This is a genomic window from Myxococcus sp. CA056, assembly GCF_013336715.1.
GTDB classification, from domain to species: Bacteria; Myxococcota; Myxococcia; order Myxococcales; family Myxococcaceae; genus Myxococcus; species Myxococcus llanfairpwllgwyngyllgogerychwyrndrobwllllantysiliogogogochensis.
Genome location: NZ_JABUMT010000007.1, coordinates 187,190 through 207,879, shown reverse-complemented (window position 1 = coordinate 207,879; position 20,690 = coordinate 187,190). Strand labels below are relative to the sequence as shown.

The 20,690-nt window shown below is 69.4% G+C and carries 17 protein-coding genes; 10 read left to right on the top strand and 7 right to left on the bottom strand.

Annotation, left to right across the window (positions count from 1 at the left end):
• Positions 1-8: 8 nt before the first annotated feature.
• The gene (locus HUA76_RS27290; RefSeq protein WP_141646610.1) at positions 9-296 is read right to left on the bottom strand and encodes a TIGR04563 family protein; all 288 of its coding nucleotides are present in this window, start codon (positions 294-296) and stop codon (positions 9-11) included.
• Positions 297-303: 7 nt separating this feature from the next.
• Positions 304-507, bottom strand: coding sequence for a TIGR04563 family protein (locus tag HUA76_RS27285; RefSeq protein WP_015350409.1), 204 nt, complete (start codon positions 505-507; stop codon positions 304-306).
• A gap of 453 nt (positions 508-960) precedes the next feature.
• Here HUA76_RS27285 and tilS point away from each other — a divergent pair, with 453 nt between their 5' ends.
• The 9 genes from tilS (at position 961) to HUA76_RS27240 (ending at position 12,065) form a co-directional block, all read left to right on the top strand.
• Positions 961-2,322 carry a tRNA lysidine(34) synthetase TilS gene (gene tilS, locus HUA76_RS27280; RefSeq protein ID WP_174462484.1) on the top strand — a complete coding sequence of 454 codons (1,362 nt, stop codon included), beginning with the start codon at positions 961-963 and terminating at the stop codon, positions 2,320-2,322.
• Positions 2,323-2,500: 178 nt separating this feature from the next.
• Entirely contained in the window at positions 2,501-4,417 is a 1,917-nt protein-coding gene (gene ftsH, locus HUA76_RS27275) for an ATP-dependent zinc metalloprotease FtsH (RefSeq protein ID WP_141646199.1), read from the top strand.
• Between the two features lie 145 nt (positions 4,418-4,562).
• Positions 4,563-5,801, top strand: coding sequence for a dihydropteroate synthase (gene folP, locus HUA76_RS27270; RefSeq protein ID WP_174462483.1), 1,239 nt, complete (start codon positions 4,563-4,565; stop codon positions 5,799-5,801).
• 228 nt (positions 5,802-6,029) lie between these two features.
• Positions 6,030-7,424, top strand: a complete 1,395-nt coding sequence (glmM, locus tag HUA76_RS27265) for a phosphoglucosamine mutase (RefSeq protein ID WP_141646197.1) — start codon at positions 6,030-6,032, stop codon at positions 7,422-7,424.
• Between the two features lie 108 nt (positions 7,425-7,532).
• Positions 7,533-8,258, top strand: coding sequence for a pyridoxine 5'-phosphate synthase (locus HUA76_RS27260; RefSeq protein WP_141646196.1), 726 nt, complete (start codon positions 7,533-7,535; stop codon positions 8,256-8,258).
• Positions 8,259-8,264: 6 nt separating this feature from the next.
• A complete protein-coding gene (acpS, locus tag HUA76_RS27255; protein WP_174456801.1) occupies positions 8,265-8,645 on the top strand; it encodes a holo-ACP synthase in 381 nt (126 codons plus the stop codon).
• A 4-nt stretch (positions 8,646-8,649) separates the two neighbouring features.
• On the top strand, positions 8,650-10,185 hold the full coding sequence (locus HUA76_RS27250) for an NAD(P)H-hydrate dehydratase (protein WP_174456800.1): 1,536 nt from the start codon (positions 8,650-8,652) through the stop codon (positions 10,183-10,185).
• On the top strand, positions 10,182-10,661 hold the full coding sequence (gene tsaE, locus HUA76_RS27245; RefSeq protein ID WP_174456799.1) for a tRNA (adenosine(37)-N6)-threonylcarbamoyltransferase complex ATPase subunit type 1 TsaE: 480 nt from the start codon (positions 10,182-10,184) through the stop codon (positions 10,659-10,661). The genes HUA76_RS27250 and tsaE overlap by 4 nt, the downstream gene beginning before the upstream one ends.
• A 63-nt stretch (positions 10,662-10,724) precedes the next feature.
• A complete protein-coding gene (locus HUA76_RS27240; protein WP_174462482.1) occupies positions 10,725-12,065 on the top strand; it encodes a hypothetical protein in 1,341 nt (446 codons plus the stop codon).
• 3 nt (positions 12,066-12,068) lie between these two features.
• On the opposite strand, the gene HUA76_RS27235 is transcribed toward HUA76_RS27240, so the two are convergent.
• The 5 genes from HUA76_RS27235 to HUA76_RS27215 all read right to left on the bottom strand — a co-directional run bounded on the left by HUA76_RS27235 (position 12,069) and on the right by HUA76_RS27215 (position 17,791).
• Entirely contained in the window at positions 12,069-12,926 is an 858-nt protein-coding gene (locus tag HUA76_RS27235) for a class II glutamine amidotransferase (RefSeq protein WP_174456797.1), read from the bottom strand.
• 88 nt (positions 12,927-13,014) lie between these two features.
• Entirely contained in the window at positions 13,015-14,280 is a 1,266-nt protein-coding gene (gene hutI / locus HUA76_RS27230; protein ID WP_174462481.1) for an imidazolonepropionase, read from the bottom strand.
• Positions 14,281-14,284: 4 nt separating this feature from the next.
• Positions 14,285-15,025, bottom strand: a complete 741-nt coding sequence (locus tag HUA76_RS27225) for a hypothetical protein (RefSeq protein ID WP_174462480.1) — start codon at positions 15,023-15,025, stop codon at positions 14,285-14,287.
• Between the two features lie 14 nt (positions 15,026-15,039).
• Entirely contained in the window at positions 15,040-16,695 is a 1,656-nt protein-coding gene (gene hutU / locus HUA76_RS27220; protein WP_174462479.1) for a urocanate hydratase, read from the bottom strand.
• A 172-nt stretch (positions 16,696-16,867) separates the two neighbouring features.
• Positions 16,868-17,791 (bottom strand): BON domain-containing protein, encoded by a 924-nt coding sequence (locus HUA76_RS27215; RefSeq protein WP_174456794.1) that lies wholly within the window; start codon positions 17,789-17,791, stop codon positions 16,868-16,870.
• Positions 17,792-18,302: 511 nt separating this feature from the next.
• Here HUA76_RS27215 and HUA76_RS27210 point away from each other — a divergent pair.
• The gene (locus HUA76_RS27210) at positions 18,303-20,681 is read left to right on the top strand and encodes an FdhF/YdeP family oxidoreductase (RefSeq protein WP_174462478.1); all 2,379 of its coding nucleotides are present in this window, start codon (positions 18,303-18,305) and stop codon (positions 20,679-20,681) included.
• Positions 20,682-20,690: the final 9 nt, after the last annotated feature.

The following is a 20,690-nucleotide window of genomic DNA, read 5'->3' as shown; positions in this document are numbered from 1 at the left end:
GGGGCCCTTCAGGACTTGGGCTCGTCCGGGTTCGGAGCGGCCGCCACCATGCTCGGTGGGGTCGCGGGCGCCGCCGCCGCCGGGCTCGCCACGACAGGGGCGGGACGCGGTGGAGGAGGCGAGCTGAGCACGTCGTTGACCGACGGCATTCTCCGAATCTCCGCACGCGCGACCTTCCACGCCTGCTGGACAATCCAGGAGAGCGAGCGGTCCTGCCTCGTCGCCTCGCGCTGGATTTCCTCCAGCATGTCCTCCGGGAAGTAGAGGCTTTGTTTGCGGTGGTCGGTGGTGGCCATGCCTGCGCTACTCCTCGCGCGGGTCCTGGCGCTCGTCGCCAGTCACGTCGTTGACGGCGGGGAACGACTTGATGCGCTCGCGGGCGATCTTCCACGCCTGCTGGACAACCCAGGAGAGGGAGCGGTCCTGTCGATTCGCTTCCTCCTGAATCTCCTTCAGCATCTCCTCGGGGAAGTACAGCGACTGCTTGCGCTTGTCGGTGCCTGCCATACTTGAGTCTCCGGGGCGGATTCGAGGTGACGACCTGAACACACCGGGGCCGTTATCCGACAGACGCCCAAGAGGGTCAACGGTTTCGGAGGACTCATTCCGCGCTCGCTGGGTCCTCGCCCGGGCACGTTCAGTCAAGCCTGACGTATCCAACTGTGCGCGAAAAAGGAAACGCCCCGGCCCTCGCGACAGGAGGACCGGGGCGTCTCGGAAAGAGGGACCGCCGGGAGTGGATCTCCCAGCGGACCCGTGGGCCCAGAGGGGGAGGGGGGGGACCCCTAGGCCCAACACCTTGAAAATTCGACCGTCCCCTCAACAACTCCGGGGGCCGCGCATATTTCCTCTTCCGAGTCCGCGCCCATCCGGTGTGACGATCATAAGAACCAGCCCCCCTGCCTTCAACCGCACGCGCCTCTGTAACCCTGTTACCCGACACTCCATTCCCCCTGTCAGATGTCACGCACTGGACCCACGACACGTTTGCTGACGACGACGCTGCTCGATGCGTACGCGCGCCTCGGGTTGGAGGGCCGCTCCGTGCTGTGCGCCGTCTCCGGAGGCGCGGACTCGGTGGCCCTGCTCGTCGGCACTGCGAGCGTGCGAGAGCGCCTGGGGCTGCGCGTGGAAGTCGCCACGGTGGACCATGGCCTGCGCCCCGAGTCCCGAGCGGAGACGCGGGCCGTGGCGTCGCTCGCCGCGAGGCTGGGGCTGGAGTGTCATGTCCGCGAACTGGCGCTGAAGTCTGGAGCGGGAGTGGAGGCGCGCGCGAGGCATGCGCGGTACGCGGCGCTGGAAGAGGTGCGGCTCGCGCGAGGGTTGTCGGTGGTGGCGACAGCCCACTCGGCCACCGACCAGGCGGAGACGCTGCTGATGCGGCTGGCCCGGGGGACGTCCTCGCGAGGCGCGGTGGGCATCCACGAAGCGCGTCCCGGGCTCGTCCGGCCGCTCTTGGAGCGCACGCGCGAGGAGCTGGTGAACTTTCTGGCCGAGCAGGGCGTCGAGTATTGGACAGATGCGATGAACGCCGACCCGGCCTTCTTCCGGGTGCGGGTCCGAACGGACGCCTTGCCCGCGCTCAGCCGGGCGGCCGGCTTCCGGGTGGACGCGCGGCTGGCCTCGTTCGCGCGGCTGGCCGCGGAGGACGATGCGCTGCTGAGCGAGCTGGCGGACGCGGCCTGGCGCCGCGTGCGGCTGTCGGAGGGAGGATTGGATGCGGTGGCGGTGCGCGCGCTGGAACCTCCGCTGCGGCGCAGGGTGCTCGCCCGACTGCTGGCCGAGCATGACGTGGTGACGGATGCGGGGACGGTGGAGCGCGTGCTGCGCGCGGTGGAGCAGGGCGGCTCCGCGACGGTGGGGCGCGGCTCGAGGGTGCGAGCGACGGGAGGGCGGGTGCGCTGCGTGCCCCAGGTCGCCGGCGCGCGAGCCTCGCCGACGCTGTGTCTGGAGGGGGCGGGTGCCACGGGCGTGCTGGAGGGGACGGGGTGGGCGTTCCGCGTGGCGGTCCACGCACCTCCCGAGGGAGTGCATGGGCTGGCGCTGGCGGGGGATGTGAACTGGCCGCTCACCGTGCGGACACGCAAGCCGGGGGACAAGGTCCGGATGAGCGCGGGACAACGCCGGCTTCAAGATGTGTTGGTGGATCTTCGAGTGCCCGCGGAGTCGAGAGATTCGCGGCCGGTGGTGCTGGACGCCTCGGGCACGGTGGTGTGGCTTCCGGGACTCTGGATGCCTCCGCCCGGCAGGGCGGATGTTTCCGGACACTACCTGTGGGCGACACCCCCGGGTCCGAGCATTCAGCGGACCCCTTCGTTATAGAGTGGAATGAGAGTTGTCGGGGGTTGGTCGCGGCCCCTAAATAGTTGAGGGCGTTTTGCTGTTGCTGATACGGTCCGACGACAGGGGAGCTCGCCTGGTGTCGGGCAAACGACTGAAAAGGCTGGGTTTCTCCCGGCGCGGCCCTCATCCCGCCGAGTACCGAAAGGGCAGCTGACACGTGCGTTCGACTTACAAGACCATCGGGCTCTGGGTCATCCTGATCGTCCTCTTCGTCGCCTTCTACAACTTCTTCTCCCAGGGCAACGACCAGGTCCAGGAGCCCTCCTTCACCCAGCTTCTGACGAAGGTGGAGGAGAAGAAGGTCAAGGAAGTGGCGGTCAAGGGCAACACCTACTCCGGCAAGTTCGTCGACACGAGCGAGAAGTTCCGCACGACGGGCCCCGCGCCGGACGCGGCCATGCTGAACCAGCTCCGCAACAACGGAGTGGACGTCAAGTATGAGCGGGAGGAGCAGAACAGCCTCTGGCTGACCATCCTTGGTCAGTGGATGCCTGTCGTCTTCCTGTTCCTCTTCTTCATCTTCTTCATGCGCCAGCTCCAGGGGGGCAGCGGCAAGGCGATGACCTTCGGGAAGTCGAAGGCCAAGCTCCTGAGCGAGAGCCACAACAAGGTCACCTTCGCGGATGTGGCCGGTGTGGACGAGTGCAAGGAAGAGCTGGAGGAGATCGTCGCCTTCCTGAAGGACCCCAAGAAGTTCACCAAGCTGGGCGGTCGCATCCCGAAGGGCGTGCTGATGATGGGCCCCCCGGGAACGGGCAAGACGCTGCTCGCGCGGGCCGTGGCCGGCGAGGCGGGCGTGCCGTTCTTCTCCATCTCCGGCTCGGACTTCGTGGAGATGTTCGTGGGCGTCGGCGCCAGCCGAGTCCGCGACTTGTTCGAGCAGGGCAAGAAGAACGCCCCCTGCATCATCTTCATCGACGAAATCGATGCCGTGGGTCGTCACCGTGGCGCCGGCCTGGGCGGTGGGCACGACGAGCGTGAGCAGACGCTCAACCAGCTCCTCGTGGAGATGGACGGCTTCGAGTCCAACGACGGCGTCATCCTGATTGCCGCGACGAACCGTCCGGACGTGTTGGATCCCGCGCTGCAGCGTCCGGGTCGCTTCGACCGCCGCATCGTCGTTCCGCGTCCCGACCTGAAGGGCCGCCTGGGCGTGCTGAAGGTGCACACCCGCCGCGTGCCGCTGGCTCCGGAAGTGGACCTGGAGGTCATCGCTCGCGGTACGCCGGGCATGACGGGCGCGGACCTGGAGAACCTGGTGAACGAGTCGGCGCTGATGGCCGCGCGGCAGAACAAGGAGCGCGTGGACCTGAGCGACTTCGAGGCCGCCAAGGACAAGGTCTTCATGGGCCCGGAGCGCCGGTCGATGATCATGACCGAGAAGGAGAAGAAGAACACCGCGGTGCATGAGGCGGGGCACGCGCTGCTCGCCAAGCTGCTGCCGGGGTGCGACCCGCTCCACAAGGTCACCATCATCCCGCGCGGTCAGGCCCTCGGCGTCACCTGGAGCCTTCCCACCGAGGACAAGGTCAACGGGTACAAGAAGCAGATGCTGGACCAGATCGCCATGGCCATGGGTGGCCGCATCGCCGAGGAGCTGCTCTTCAACGAGATGAGCAGCGGCGCGGCGAACGACATCGAGCGGGCGACCGAGACGGCGCGCGCCATGGTGTGCCGCTGGGGCATGAGCGAGAAGCTGGGGCCCCTGGCGTTCGGCAAGAGCGACGGCGAGGTGTTCCTGGGCCGCGACTTCAACTCGTCCAAGGACTACTCCGAGGACACCGCGCGGGAGATCGACTCCGAGGTTCGCGCCATCGTGGTGGGCTGCTACGAGCGCGGCAAGGGCCTGCTGACGGCGAACCTGGACGCGCTCCACCGCGTCTCCGACGCCCTGGTGGAGTACGAGACGCTGGACGCCGAGGACGTGAACATCCTCCTGCAGGGTGGTCAGCTCACCCGTGAGCGCCCGCCCCCGCGCGTGAATGCGCCCCCGAAGGCGACGGAGAAGAAGGACAAGCGGAAGATCCTCGACGCCCTGGATGGGCTGCCGAAGATGGAGCCGAACAAGGCGTAGTCTCGCCGCTGTCCGAAGTGACGAAGGCCCTTCCCGCTGTCGGGGAGGGCCTTCTGCTTTGCGGGCCTCGCGCTCGGGTTTGCTTCCAGCGGCCAGGCGCGTGGCTCACGGGGTAGGGTGGCGCGGTGCCCTGGAGTCACTTCCCATGATTCGTGCCCGCCCCATCAGCGCTGACCGCGCAGAGGACCTGACGCTGGCCTTCCGGCGCATGGGCCTGCCCACGCCCGCGCGCGAGTACCTGCTGGAGAAGCTGCCGCACGCTCAGCTCCTGCTCACCGGCCTGACGAAGGACGTGGGCGCCTTCCTCCACTCACTCCCCGAGCGGGCCCTCGTGCCTGGACGCGAGGAGCATCCTTCGTGGGTCTCCGGTGACGTGCGCTCACGCCCCGGCGTGGGGCTGCTGTCGGGCCGTCGCGAGCAGTTCGAGCGGCTCATGGCCCTGGCGCGCGGCGAGGGCGGCGTGCTCGCGGAGCTGGCGAGCGCGCTGGAGCGCGGCCTGGACGCAGGGAAGTCGCCCGGGTCGATGGTGCTGGGAGAGCGCACGTTCGAGTGGGGCTCGCGCACCTACGTCATGGGCGTGGTCAACGTGACGCCGGACAGCTTCTCGGACGGGGGCCGCTACCTGAGCGCGGAGGCGGCCATCGCGCATGGACTCGCCCTGGCGGAGGCGGGCGCGGACCTGCTGGACGTGGGCGGTGAGTCCACGCGCCCCGGCTCCCAGGCCGTCACCGCCGAGCAGGAGGTGGCCCGCGTGCTGCCGGTCATCGAGGGCCTTCGCGCTCGCACCTTCGTGCCCCTCTCGGTGGACACCACGAAGGCCGCGGTGGCGCGCGCGGCGCTGAAGGCAGGCGTGCATCTGGTCAACGACATCACCGGCTTTCGCTCGGACCCGGAGCTGGCCCGCGCCGTGGCCGAGTCCAACGCCGCCTGTTGCCTGATGCACATCCAGGGGACCCCCGACACCATGCAGCAGGCTCCGCGCTACGAGGACCTGGTGGACGAGGTGCTCGACTTCCTCGACGACTCGGTGCGGCTGGCGACCTCGGCGGGCGTCGCTCGCGAGCGCATCCTGCTGGACCCTGGCATTGGCTTCGGCAAGACGTTCGACCACAACCTCTACCTGCTGCGGCGTCTGGGGGAGCTGCGCGTGTCGGGCCTGCCCCTGCTGGTGGGCACCAGTCGCAAGGGCTTCCTGGGGGCGCTGACGGGCGGCAAGCCGGCGGGCGAGCGGCTCGCGGCGACACTGGGCTCCGTGGCGGCGATGGCAGTGTTGGGTGGCGCGGATGTCGTCCGCGTCCACGACGTGGCCGAGGCGCGTGATGCGCTCGTGGTCGCCGATGCCATCCGGTCCGCCCGTGACGGAGGCACCCTGCTCGGACGGTGAGCGTGCGTGGACGAGGGGCCACGCGGCGTGGCCCTCGTGGTGTGGGCCCCGCGGGTGGGTCCTGGTATCGTTTTCGCACCGTTGTTCAGGGGTGATAGAGCCTGCAAGGCCGGGCCGTTGCCAGGGAGGCGTTGGGGCCCTACCTTCGAGCCCCGGCGGTGGGCGGGGTATAAGCCCCGACGTCGAGCGACCGGCACAGGCCCGGCGTGGGAAAGGTGGAGCGGCACCATGGCGTACAGGATGAACATGCCTCCGAAGGAGGAGCGCACGACACAGAAGCTGTTCGGTACGGACGGGGTTCGCGGAAAGGCGAACGTCTACCCGATGACAGCGGAAGTGGCGATGCAGCTCGGGCGGGCACTCGCGTTCCTCATCCGCAACGGGCCGCACCGGCACCGCGTCATCGTGGGCAAGGACACGCGGTTGTCCGGTTACATGCTGGAGCAGGCGCTCGCCGCGGGCCTGACGTCAATGGGCGTCGACGTGGAGCTCGTCGGTCCGCTGCCGACGCCGGGCATCTCCAACCTCACCACGTCCATGCGCGCCGACGCCGGCGCCGTCATCTCCGCGTCCCACAATCCGTACGAGGACAACGGCATCAAGTTCTTCTGGCGCGACGGCTTCAAGCTGCCGGACGAGACGGAGGGCAAGATTGAAGAGCTGCTCTCCACGGGCGCCATCGACTCCATCCGCCCCACCGCGACGAAGATTGGCCGGGCGTTCCGCATGGAGGACGCGCGGGGCCGCTACATCGTGTTCCTCAAGGCGACCTTCCCCCGCGAGCTGACGCTGGAGGGGCTGACCATCGTCGTCGACTGCGCCAACGGCGCGGCCTACAAGACGGCGCCCGCGGTCCTGGAGGAGCTGGGCGCCAAGGTCATCACCCTGGGCGTGTCGCCGGACGGCAAGAACATCAACCACAAGTGTGGCGCGCTGTTCCCGGAGAACCTGGCGCGCTCGGTCATCAAGCACGGCGCCCACCTGGGCATCGCGCTGGACGGCGACGCCGACCGGCTCATCGTCGTGGATGAGAAGGGCAAGGTCGTGGATGGCGACGCCATCATGGCCATCTGCACCGGCGAGCTGATGGCTCGCAAGCAGCTCAAGAAGAAGGTCCTGGTCTCCACGGTGATGAGCAACATCGGCCTGGAGCGGGCGGTGGCGCGCTGGGGCGTGAAGGTGGCTCGCACGCGCGTGGGTGACCGCTACGTCGTCGAGGAGATGCGCCGCAACGGCTACAACCTGGGCGGCGAGCAGAGCGGCCACCTCATCTTCCTGGACCACACGACGACGGGTGACGGCACGCTGGCGGCGCTCCAGCTTCTCGCGGTGATGTGCCGCGCGGGCAAGCCCCTGAGCGAGCTGGCCTCCATCTTCGAGCCGGTGCCGCAGACACTGGTCAACGTGGTGGTGAAGCAGAAGAAGGAGCTGGGCGAGATGCCGGAGGTGATGAAAATCATCAAGTCCGTGGAGCAGAAGCTCGGCAACTCCGGCCGCGTGCTCGTCCGCTTCTCCGGCACCGAGCCCAAGGTCCGGGTCCTCATTGAAGGCGAGGACGCCACACGCAACGAGGCCTACGCGAAGGACATCGCCGAGGCCCTGTCCAAGGCGTGCAATCGCTAGTCGTCGTTCACGACGGTTGACTTCCGGACGCTGGCCGCGATTAGAGGGGCCAGCGCGTGCCGGGGCCCCCGACAATCCCGGGACCGCGCATCAAGCGAGGTGCGGTCGATGGGACAGCGACTGGGTGTCAACGTGGACCATGTGGCGACGCTGCGGCAGGCGCGGCGCACCACCTATCCGGACCCCGTGACGGCCGCGGCCATGGCGGAGCTGGCCGGCGCGCAGCAAATCACCATCCATCTGCGTGAGGACCGGCGCCACATCCAGGACCGCGACTTGCGCATCCTGCGTGAGACGACGCAGACCCTGCTGAACCTCGAGATGGCGGCCACCACGGAGATGGTGAAGATCGCCTACGAGCACAAGCCGGACGTGGTGACGCTGGTGCCGGAGCGCCGCGAGGAGCTGACGACGGAGGGCGGCCTGGAGGTCGCCGGTCAGCGCGAGCACGTCGCGAAGATCATCAAGAACCTCAAGGACGGCGAAATCACTGTCTCGCTGTTCATCGACCCGGACCTGGACCAGGTGCGCGCGTCGCACAAGGTGAACGCGGACCGCATCGAGCTGCACACGGGACGCTACTGCGAGGCGCGCAACGAGAAGGAGCGCGCGCGGGAGCTGGCGCGCATCGTCGATGCGGCCAAGGCGGGCACGAAGCTGGGGATGGGCGTGGCCGCGGGCCACGGGCTCAACTACGACAACGTGCAGCCCATCGCCCGCATCACCGAAATCGACGAGCTGAACATCGGCCATGCCATCGTCGCGCGCGCCGTGCTGGTGGGCTTCGACCGCGCGGTGCGGGAGATGCTCGACCTGATGCGCAACCCGGGATAGCGCGCCATGGGAATCCGGGGCCTGGGCCTGGACATCTGCTCCATCTCTCGCATCCAGCGCATCATGGACGGGCCTCGCGCGGAGCCGTTCCTGAACCGCGTCTACACCGAGGCGGAGCGCGCCCTGTGTGGCCAGCGCCATGATGCCGCCAGTGCCTATGCCGCGCGCTTCGCGGCGAAGGAGGCGCTGGTGAAGGCGCTGGGCGCGCCTCCGGGCATCCGCTGGAAGGACATGGAAGTGCGCCGCGACGGAGGGGCGCCGTATTTCGCCCTCTCTGGCGTGGCGCTCGAAGTGATGGAGGCGCGGGGGTTGGAGGCGTTCCTCGCGCTCACCCACGATGCCGACGTGGCCGCCGCCACGGTGGTCCTCCAGTCGAAAGGGGATTGAACCCATGTTGCGCGTCCTCACCGCCGCCCAGATGCGTCAGGCCGAAGAGGCCGCCGAGCAGCGCCACGGCATGCCCTCCGCGCTGCTGATGGAGAACGCGGGGCGGGGGCTCGCGGAGGTGGCTCGCGAGCTGGCCGGGCCTGGTGGCCGCTTCGTGGTGGTGTGCGGGCCGGGCAACAACGGTGGGGATGGCCTGGTGGCGGCGCGCTTCCTGATGGAAGGGGGCGCGAAGGTGTCGGTGTCGCTGGTGGGAGACGCCGCGAAGCTGACGCCCGAGGCGAAGCGCAACCTGGAGGCGCTGCGAGGTTTCGGCGGTGTGTCGCGCGCCCTGGAGTCGCTGGAGCCGCCGGGCGCGGGGGACGTGGTGGTGGACGCGCTCTTCGGCACGGGACTGAGTCGGGCACCCGCGGGGGCGTTCGCGGAGGCCATCTCCGCCATCCAGCGCTGGCGGCGCGCGGGTGCCAGGGTCGTCGCGGCGGATGTGCCGTCCGGCCTCCAGAGCGACACGGGCGAGTCCTTCTCGCCCTGCGTGGAGGCGGACGCCACGGTGGCCTTCGGCTTCCTCAAGCCAGGGCAGGTGCTGGAGCCCGGCGCGACGCTGTGCGGACGCGTGCGGCGGGTGGACATCGGCATGGGCGGCGCGTCCGCTCGCGAGGTATCCGGCGCCGAGCTTTTCGTGGTCGAGGAGTCCGACGCGCGCGACACCCTGCCGGTGCGCAAGGCGGACACGCACAAGGGCACGTACGGCCATGTCCTGGTCGTCGCGGGCAGTCGGGGCAAGACGGGCGCCGCGGCCCTGGTGTCGAAGGCGGCGCTGCGCAGCGGCGCGGGACTCGTCACCGTGGCCACGCGGAGCGATGCGCTGGAGGCCGTGCAGTCGCACTCGGCTGAAATCATGGGCATCCCGCTGGAGGCCGCGGGGCCTCTGGGCATGGGGGACCTGGACGCGCTGCTCGCCGCCGCCGAGGGCAAGGACGCGCTCGTGATGGGGCCGGGCATTCCACGCGGGCCGGGGACGGGCGCGCTGATTGGCGAGCTCCTGTCGCGCCTGGAGATTCCGGCGGTCCTGGATGCGGACGCCTTGAACGCCGTGGCGGATGACCTGTCCGTGCTGCGCCGCGCGAAGGGGCCGGTGGTCCTCACGCCGCATCCGGGGGAGATGGCCCGGCTGACGGGCAAGTCGACCCGGGAGGTCCAGTCGCAGCGACTGGAGGTCGTGAGTCGACTCGCTTCGGGGCTCGGCGTGACGGTGGTGCTCAAGGGTGACCGGACGTTGACGGCGCACTCGGACGGACGCGTCTTCATCAACACCACGGGCAACCCGGGCATGGCCACGGGCGGCTCCGGTGACGTGCTGTCCGGTGTGTGTGGAGCCCTGCTGGCTCAGGCGATTGCTCTGCCCAACGCCATCTGGACGGCGGTGTACGCGCATGGGCTGGCGGGAGACCTGGCCGCGGCTCGACGTGGACAGCTAGGCCTGGTGGCCGGGGACCTCATCGAGCAGGGCCTCTGCGAGCTGTGGGTGAGGTGGGGTCGATGAGTGACGGAGAGTTGGTGACGCGAACCCTGACGCTGGCTTCACCCGAGGAGACGCATCGGCTCGGCGTGCGGCTCGGCGGGCTTCTGGAGCCGGGCGACTTCGTGGGGCTGATTGGTGACCTGGGCGCGGGCAAGACGCATCTGGTGCGCGGAGTCGCCGAGGGTGCGCATGTGCCTCGCTCCGAGGTGGCCAGCCCCACGTTCGCGATTGTGTATCCGTACTCGGGAAGGATTCCGCTCTACCACGCGGACCTGTACCGCCTGACGGGCTACGACGACCTCTACGCCACGGGCTTCATGGACCTGGTCGGAGGGGAGGGCGCGGTGCTGGTGGAGTGGTTGGATCGCGTGCCGGAGGCGGCGCCCACCGAGCACCTGCGTGTCACCCTGGCCCACGCGGGCGGGGACGCGCGCTCGCTCAAGGCGGAGGCTTACGGTGTCCGCTCGGTGGCGCTGCTGACGGCGTGGTTGCCCTGAGCCCTCGCCGGGCGACGCATCGACTTCAGGCTGGTGAGGGCCTCATGTTGGAGGAGTGAGAGCATGGCGCGCAGCTACTCGGCGATACGTGAACTCAATCGCGGCCGGGCCATCGCGCCCGGAGACAGGGTGCGAGTGTGGGACGTGCCCGAGGAGTGCTGGTTCTACGACAGCGAGAACCGGCTCCAGGTGTGGACTCGGGAGACCCTGCTCGAGTTCAACGCGATGCCCGCGCCGTCCGTGGCGCGCCAGCGGCACTTCCTCGCGTTGAGGCTTGAGGGCCTCTTCGTGGACGTAGCGCTCTACGAGGACGGAGCCCTCTGTACGCGAGGAATGCTGGGCGGACGCGTGACTCAGTCGCGCGTGCGCTTGTCCGAGGTCGACGCCCTGGTGCTCCACTATGGCCGTCTCGGCTTCCACTCCGGCCTGGGATGGAACGTGTCCTCCAACAGGCTGGTGCGGCGCGAACTGCGCGTCACTCAGCCAGGACTGCTTCGCTCCGAGACGGTGAGCGTCGACGGGGCGGTGCTCCACACGGTCTCCGTGCGCGTCGCGGGGCTGGAGAAGACCTCTCAAGAGGAGCGCACTCCGTTCGCGACGCGTGAAGAGGCGCTCGTCGCGGTGGAGCAGCGGCTCTTCAACCTGGAGCAGGAAGGCCTGTCCGCCTTCACGTGCTCGACGCCCCCCGCGCGGGAAGAGAACCCCGCGCCCCCATCTCAATCGCCGTGGGTGGAGCTGTCGTCCGTGGCCCGGCCCACGACGGCGCACGAGGCCGTGGACGCCGCGGTGGCCCTCCTCACCGAACTGCACCACAAACTGCCGGTGGGCCACTTCGTCGTCGAGCTCATCGACCCAACCCAGGACCGGGCTCGGCTCGAGCGCATGGGGTACGGCAGCGAGTTCTTCCGCTCCATGCAGGAGAAGCGCTTCGGGCGATGGACGAAGCCCGAGGCCGTCGAAGCAGCGGGTTCCTCCTTCGACTACTTCACGCGCCGCTACGGCACCGCGACGTGGGTGGCGATGGCACCGAGCAACGTGACGACGCACCTGAGCGGCAACGTCAGCGGTGGTGGGTCGTGCGTGCTCGAAATCAACGCCAACGAGTACAACGTGAAGGAGCTGGCGGAGAACCTGGACGAGCCGGTGCCAGGCCTCGCGCAGTCCCTCGTCTTCCACGGAGGCTGGCACGACGGCGCGAGCTTCCTCTTCGACCGGCGCTCCCAGACGCCTGAAGGGGAGTACGGCATCCACCGCTTCAACGAGAACGAGCCCGAGCTACCCGAGGAGCCCACGGCGCCCGAGCAGATCCAGCCCTTCGGCTTCTGGCTGTTCGAGCGCGTCGTGGCCATCCGCGAGAAGCTGGTGCCCGCGCTGCGCGAGCTTCAGCCTCCCGTGGTGCCCTGACGTTCAGGCCGCGTGGCGCGTGGGGCCCGGCGTGGGGGGCTGAAAATCCCCCGCCAGCTCCGGCACGCTCCATCGATGGAAGACGAGGCCGGCGTCCACGCCGATGACGTCCTCCTCGCCCACGGGCGTCCAGTACGGCCCGCCGCACAGCGACTCGCTCGAGACGATGAGCTGCTCCAGCCGCGTGCCCACCTCGGGCAGGGCACCCGTGGTGCAGCGAGCCCCACCGGTGGACACGAAGAGCGTCCGGTTGCGCCGCGAAGCCACCATCACCTCGCCGTCGGTGACGAGGAAGTTCATCGCCGAGCGAGGCTGCACCTGCGGCTCGTCGGTGATGGCGGACACCAGGCTCATCGTCTCCGCGAGCGCCCGGGCGACGCCCTCCACGGGGACCGGATGGGCGATGGGATGCCGGGCGGCCAGTCGGGTCAGGAAGACGTAGAAGCAGCGCTCGCTGTCCGTGGTGCCCTGGATGCCCGCGCGCAACGTGGGACAGATGAGGGCTTCGATTTCGGCGCTGTGCTTCGCGAACTCCCGCACCGTGCCGTTGTGGACGAAGGTCCACCGGCCATGCTGGAAGGGGTGGGAGTTGCGCAGCTCCACCGCGCCCACCGACGCGAGCCGGATGTGTGCCACCACCGTGTGTGAGGACACACGGCTGCTCACCCGCTCGAAGTCAGGGTCACTGTGCGCGGGCCCCACACCGTGGGCCACAAGCGGTAGCGCCTCCGCACCGTACGCGGCGATTCCCCACCCATCCTTGTGCTCGCGCGACTGGATGAGCAGCGAGTTCTTCTCCGTCACCAACGAAGGGTGGACGGCGGAAGGCACTGAAGAACGAAATCCAAAAAGTCGGCACATGGCTGCAGTTGGTACTTATAACGGCCGGCCCCGACGGGAAGCTCTCTTGCCCTCCCGTGCGACGCACGTGTCACCAGACGACGTCGCTTCACCCGCAGGAATTCAGCTCCTGCCTCACCACGACGCGCCCGGCCTTCACGACCGTGCGCGCGTGCCCTACGCCTAAATGGTAGGGCAGATGGCGGAAAGACGCACAACTGAACAGCACCAGGTCGCCTGCATCACCCACGGCCAGCCGACCATGTCGTTGCAGTCCCAATGAGAGCGCCGCGCCGCGCGTGGCGGCCCAGTAGGCCTCCGCCGCGCTCAGCCCATTCTCCAGACACGCCAGTCCCAGCGCCAAGGCCGTGTTTTCACTCATGGCCGAGCCCGGATTCACGTTGGTGCCCAAAGCGATGTTGAGGCCCGCGTCGCGGAGTCGGCGTCCAGGCGCGTAGGGGCGCATGCGCAGGAAGAGGGTGGAGGTGGGCACGAGCACGGCGGTGACGTTGGCGTCGGCGAGGGCGCGCATGCCGGCGTCGGTGACCTGCTCCAGGTGGTCGGCGGTGGCGGCGCCCAGCTCCGCGGCGAGCTCGGAGGCGCCTCGGGCGGTGAGCTGGTCGGCGTGAAGACGCGGCACGAGTCCCAGCGCGCGGCCGGTGGTGAGGATGCGGCGGGCCTCGTCCACGGTGAAGGCGCTGTCCTCGACGAAGACGTCGCAGAAGCGCGCCAGGCCCTCGCGGGCGACGGCCGGGAGAATCTCCTCGATGCAGAGGCGGACGTAGTCCTCGCGGCGCTCGCGGTATTCCTGGGGAATGGCGTGCGCGCACAGCAGCGTGGGCACCAGCTCCACGGGCGTCAGCGCGCCGAGCCTGCGCACCGCGCGCAGCATCTTCAGCTCGTTCTCCACGTCGAGCCCGTAGCCGCTCTTCACCTCGGCCACCGTCACGCCCTGCTCCAGGAGTCGCTGGACGCGGGGCAGGGCCAGGCGAACCAGCTCGTCCTCGCTGGCGGCGCGTGTGGCGCGCACGGTGCTCACGATGCCGCCGCCGGCCTTGGCGATTTCGAGGTACGTGGCGCCCTGGTTGCGCAGGTCGAACTCGGCGGAGCGCTCTCCCGCGAAGACGAGGTGCGTGTGCGGGTCCACGAAGCCGGGGCCCACGAAGCCTCCCTCGGCATCCAGCACCACCGTGCTCGAACTCACGGCCCCCGAGGGCAGCTCCGACTCCGGGCCCACGAAGGCGATGCGGCCTTCGCGCACGCCCACGCAGGCGCCTGGCTTCGGCGTGAGCGCTGTCTCCGCGCGCTCGCGGTGCGTGCCTTCCAGGGTGAGGACCTCGGACGTGTTGCGGACCAGCAGCTCCAGCGCATCCATTGCGTCAACGACCTCCGCGTACGCCCACGATGGGGACGTTCCAGCTCGCGCTGTTGCCAACCTTCGCCCGGCCGAAACCGCCGGACAGCTCCAGCGTGTCCAACCACCTCCACGTGAAGCGGGCGGCGACCACTCCGCCGTAATACAAGGAGCCCTGGCTCGTGCCATGCGAAGCGAGCGTGTGCACCGCGACGAAGGGCACCAATCCCACGGACACGCCCGGCTCCGGCGAGAAGCTGAAGGCACACGTCGCCTCCGCGCCGGCCATGCTGCCCGGCCCGCCCTTGCTGGAGGTGATGCCGAAGTCGGACGCCCCTCGCAGCGCGAACGAGGGCGCCACGCCTAGCTGCTCCGAGCCGAGGTAATACGACGCGCCCGCGTAGACGCCGTAGCCCGGCACGGGCAGGGGCAGGAACATCTCGCCCTGGATGCCGGTGTGCAGGTGCAGCCGCTCCGTGAGCGGCCACGTCATCGCGGCGTCGAACGCGAGTCCCCACTGCTGCGTGGAGAAGCTCGCGTCGTCTCCCCGGAAGCGCTCGTCGACGCTGACGACCCCTTGCGTGCCGGCGATGGGCGCGCTGAGGCGGGGGCCGCTGCGGATGCCTGCCTGGATCATGCGCTGCTCCGCGGCCCCCGGACCCAGGCGCATGACCATGGGGCCGACGGCCGTCGGGGCACACCCCGCGAGCACACCGAGAGCAAGGGCCAGGGGAAGGACGACTCTCGGGCGCGCGGGGTGGGGCATGGCGACTCCGGAGGCTACACGGTGATGCCCGGAATCTTCACGCCGCGCTCCTTGGCCACCTCGATGGCCTCCGGGTAGCCGGCGTCCGCGTGGCGCAGCACGCCCATGCCGGGGTCGCTGGTGAGCACGCGCTCGATGCGGCGCGCGGCCTCCGCCGTCCCGTCCGCGACGATGACCTGTCCGGCGTGCATCGAGTACCCCATGCCCACGCCGCCGCCATGGTGGAAGGACACCCACGACGCGCCGTTCACCGCGTTCACCAGCGCGTTGAGGATGGGCCAGTCCGCCACCGCGTCCGTGCCGTCCTTCATCGCCTCCGTCTCGCGATTGGGCGACGCCACCGAGCCGCAGTCCAGATGGTCTCTCCCGATGACGATGGGCCCCTTCACCTCGCCCTTGCGCACCAGCTCGTTGAACGCGAGGCCCGCCTTCGCGCGCTCGCCGTAGCCCAGCCAGCAGATGCGCGCCGGCAGGCCCTGGAACGCCACGCGCTCTTCCGCCATGGTCAGCCAGCGCTGGAGCGACGCCTTCTGCGGGAACAGCTCGCGCACCGCGCGGTCCGTGCGGCGGATGTCCTCCGGGTCTCCGGACAGCGCCACCCAGCGGAACGGGCCCATGCCCTCGCAGAACAGCGGGCGGATGTACGCGGGCACGAAGCCGGGGAACTCGAAGGCGTTCTCCATGCCGCCGAGCTGCGCCTGTCCGCGCAGGTTGTTGCCGTAGTCGAACACGTGGCTGCCGGCGCGCTGGAAGTCGTTCATCGCCTCCACGTGCTGAATCATCGACTCGCGCGCGCGGCGCACGTAGCCCTCGGGGTCCCGGGTGCGCAGCTCGGCGGCGGCCTCCAGGGACAGGTCCGTGGGGATGTAGCCGTGGAGCGGGTCGTGCGCGCTCGTCTGGTCCGTGACGAGGTCCGGCTTGATGCCCCGGCGGTACAGCTCGCGGAACACCGAGGCCGCGTTGCCGATGATGCCGATGGAGCGGCCCACGCGCTTCTGCTGCGCGTCCTTCGCGAGGGCCAGCGCCTCGTCGAGGTCCCTGGCCACCACGTCCAGGTAGCGCGTCTCCACGCGACGCTGGGCGCGCCACGGGTCGATCTCCACGCCGAGGAACACGGCGTTGTTCATGGTGGCGGCCAGCGGCTGCGCGCCGCCCATGCCTCCCAGTCCTCCGGAGAGGATGAGCCGGCCGGCCAGGTCCTCGGTGCCGTAGTGGAAGCGGCCTGCTGCGGCGAACGTCTCGTAGGTGCCCTGGAGGATTCCCTGGGTGCCGATGTAGATCCACGAGCCGGCCGTCATCTGGCCGTACATCATCAGCCCCTTTTTCTCCAGCTCGTGGAAGTGCTCCCAGTTGGCCCAGCGGCCCACGAGGTTGGAGTTGGCGATGAGCACGCGCGGCGCATCCGGGTGCGTGCGGAAGATACCCACGGGCTTGCCGGACTGGACGAGCAGCGTCTCCTCATCGGAGAGGCTCTGCAGGCTGGAGACGATGCGGTCGAAGGACGGCCAGTCGCGGGCGGCCTTGCCGGTGCCGCCGTAGACGACGAGGTCCTCGGGGCGCTCGGCGACATCCGGGTCGAGGTTGTTCATCAACATCCGGAGCGCGGCCTCCTGGACCCAACCCTTGCACGAGAGGGTGGAACCACGGGGGGCGCGGATGACGCGGGACATGAACAGGCTCCTGAGGTGTGGCTGGCGGAAAGGCCCGGCACACTAGCCGAACCCGCGCGGCGCGGGGACAGCACCGTGAGGCCCGCCGCCACAGTGTCCGATGGAGGCCTGGAAAATCCCGTCCCAAGGTGGGACGGGGCCGGATTCATGACGCGCGGGGCCGAGACTCGTCTCAGGAGTGCAACGAGCCGTCCTCCTCCGGGTCCTGCGCTGGTGCATCGAGCGGCGCCCGTGACGCGGGTGGGTGCGATGCCCCCTCGCTTCGGTGGAGGCGCAGGTGGTTGAGGACCTCCTTCACGCCGAGTACCGCTTCGGCGACGTCCTCGATGGCGCGTTTCTCGTCGCGACCTCGCACGCGGCCAAGCAGGGTCACCACGCCGGCTTCCACCTGGACGTCCACGTCGGCGGAGTCCATCCATGCGCGCATCAGGTGGTCGCAGATGTCCGCGCGGATGCGGTCGTCGCCGCGTTGGTAGCCGCGCGGGCCGCGCCCCGTGGGGCGTGACGGGGCACGAGGTCGGTAGCCACCGCCGAGGAAGCCGCCGTGGCCCATGTCGTGGTCGTCTCCGCGCGACATGCTGGTGGAGAAGCCCTGCTGGGGCGGGGCCATGTTCTCGATGCCCGGCCCATGGCCCGAAGGCTGGGTGCCGCCCTGCCGCACGTCTGCTTCCGCCGGCCGGTCGCGAGGCCCCAGCTCCCGCAGTTCATCCATCCAGGCCTCGGGCTCGTCCCATGAATCGGAGCCGCGCAGGCCGTAGCGCGAATGTCCATGCCCAACGGCGCCCTGACGATGTGCTCCAGCGGGCGCGCCGCGCGGACCCTGTCGGCCCCCTTCCTCGGAGGGGCCCCTTCGTCGGAGGCGCTCGTCGCCCCGCCCGATGCGAGGGTCACCTTCACCAAGGTCGCGGAAGACGCCGCTGGGGCTGTACCCCGGCCGCCGGGCGATCCGCTCGGGGTCGAGAAGTCGGGCACGACGGTCCAGCTCGTGCTCGCGGTCATAATCCCGGCCGTACTCCCGGGCCTTGTCCAGCTCCCGCGCGGCGTCACCGAAGTCCCGGTCGATTTCGTAGTCGAGCGTGTCGCGGTCGCCCCGCATCGTGCGGTAGCTGCTGTCGCGAGCGAAGTCCCTCGACGGGTGCTCGTAGTCTCGGCGCGCATCCCAGTCCGAGCGGTGGGAGTCCCGGCCGGGTCTCGGGTGGTGCTCGTGGTGTTCGTGGCGGGGTGGGCCTCGTGGGTCGGCCCCTTCCGTGTGCCTCCCGTGCTCGTCCGGCCCCCTGCCCGAATGGCGCCTCCCCTCATGGTCCTCGTGGGAGGCCCCCCGACCGTGTCGCTCTCCGCCTCGCCTGCCGGAGTCCTCATGGCGCCTGCTCATGTCGTGCGTCTCCTTGCGTATCGGCTCGCCCGTGGGCCCTGTCTCCAGAGGGTTTTGACCGTGTGCATCGCTGGCAACGCAGCCTCGCCCTGTCGGCCGTCCAGGCACGGGCCGGGCGGGAATGAGGACAACGAGAGGGGACGCTTCGAGCAGACATACCCGCGAGGCCCGGGAGGGGTAGACTCGCGCGCGCCACGGTCGGGCAATCGTCCGCATGGCATCTGGAGGGCGGGGCATGGCCGAAGCACAGCGGGACGACGAGGAGACGCAGGGCGCACCCGCCTCGGCGCTGACGCCGCTGCTTCCTCCCGTTCAGCCGCCCGAGGAGCCGCGGGCTCCCCTGGTGGGCCCCTTGTCCGGGGTCGCGGGCGGTATTCCCGCCGTCATCTCCACGATGAAGCATGCGTGGGGCGAGATGGGGGTCGTGCGTGGCACGCGCCTGCTGCTCAAGGTCAATCAGAAGGACGGCTTCGACTGTCCGGGATGCGCGTGGCCGGACCCGGGACATCGCTCCGTGGCGGAGTTCTGTGAGAACGGCGCCAAGGCGGTGGCGGAAGAGGGCACGACGGAGCGCGTGACGCCCGACTTCTTCCGTCAGTGGAGCGTGGCGGAGCTGTGTGCCCAATCCGATTTCTGGCTGGGCAAGCAGGGACGACTCACGCACCCGATGGTGCTGCGCGAGGGGGCCACGCACTACACGCCCATCTCGTGGGAGGACGCCTTCGCGCTCGTCGCCGAGGAGCTCCACGCGCTGGAGACGCCGGACGCCGCGTGTTTCTACACGTCGGGACGCACCAGCAACGAGGCCGCGTTCCTGTACCAGTTGTTCGTGAGGCAGTTCGGCACGAACAACCTGCCGGACTGCTCGAACATGTGTCACGAGTCCAGTGGCACGGCGCTCAGCGAGACGCTCGGCATTGGCAAGGGCACCGTCACGCTGGAGGACTTCGACCAGGCGCAGGCCATCTTCGTCATCGGGCAGAACCCGGGCACCAACCACCCGCGCATGCTCACCACGCTCCAGGCCGCCGCGCGCCGGGGCTGTGAAATCGTCAGCATCAACCCGCTGCCGGAGACGGGGCTCAATCGCTTCAAGCACCCGCAGGAGGTGTTCCAGCTCCTCGGTCCGGGTACGGCGCTCAACACCCAGTTCCTCCAGGTCCGCATCAACGGGGATGTGGCGCTGCTTCAGGGACTGGGCAAGGCGCTGTTGGATTTGGAGGCGCTGAAGCCCGGCACCGTGGTGGCGCGCTCGTTCATCGAGGACAAGACGCTCGGGTTCGAGGCGTACGCGGCCCACCTCGCTGAAGTGAGCTGGGACGACGTGGTGGAGCGCAGCGGTGTGCCGCGCGCGCGGATTCTCGACGCGGCGGAGCTGCTCGCCCGTTCCGAGCGCATCATCTTCTGCTGGGCCATGGGGCTCACCCAGCACCGCAACGCGGTCGCCAACATCCAGGAGATCGTCAACCTCACGTTGTTGCGGGGCAGCATCGGCAAGCCTGGCGCGGGTGTCTGCCCGGTGCGCGGCCACAGCAACGTGCAGGGGGACCGCACCATGGGCATCTGGGAGCGGCCGAAGGCCGAGTTCCTGGACGCGCTGGCCCGGGAACTCGACTTCGAGCCTCCGCGCCACCATGGCCTGGACGTGGTGGACACCATCCACGGCATGCACGAGGGCCGGGTCCGGGTGTTCTTCGCGATGGGCGGCAACTTCCTGTCGGCCACGCCGGACACGGAGCTCACGGCGCGGGCCTTGCGGCGCACCCGGCTCACCGTGCATGTCTCCACCAAGCTCAACCGCGCGCATCTGGTGCATGGGCGCAGGGCGCTCATCCTCCCGTGCCTGGGGCGTACCGAGTGGGACGTGCAGGCGGGTGGGGCGCAGTTCGTCACGGTGGAGAACTCGATGGGCGTGGTGCATGCCACGCGCGGCGCGGTGGCTCCGGCGTCAGAGCACCTGCTCAGTGAGCCGGACATCGTCGCGCGGCTGGCCGAGGCGGTGCTGGGCTCGCGCTCGAAGGTGCCGTGGCGGTCGATGGTGGAGGACTATGACCGCGTCCGGGACATGATCGCTCGAGTCATCCCAGGCTTCGGTGACTTCAATCGTCGCGTGCGCGAGCCCGGAGGGTTCTTCCTGCCGAATGGGCCTCGCGAGGGGCGCTTCACCACCGCGAGCGGCAAGGCGCACTTCACGGTGCACTCCATGCCTCGCGAGGAGCTGGAGCCCGGGCAGTTGCTGATGATGACGCTGCGGACGCATGACCAGTTCAACACCACGGTGTATGGATTGGATGACCGGTACCGTGGCATTCGGGGAGGTCGGCGCGTGGTGCTGATGAACCCGAAGGATATCCAGGAGCGAAGCCTCTCCGAGGGACAGGTGGTGGACTTGACGAGCCACTTCCAGGGAGAGACTCGCGTGGCCCGGAGGTTCGTGGTGGTGCCGTACAACATCCCGCGTCGGTGCGCGGCGACGTACTTCCCCGAGACGAACGTGTTGGTGCCGGTGGACAGCTTCGCTGAGAAGAGTCGCACGCCTGCTTCGAAGTCCGTGGTCATCACCGTGGCGCCGTCCGTGGACGCGCCGGCCCTGGTCGAGGGTTCGACTTCATGAGGTCCGTGA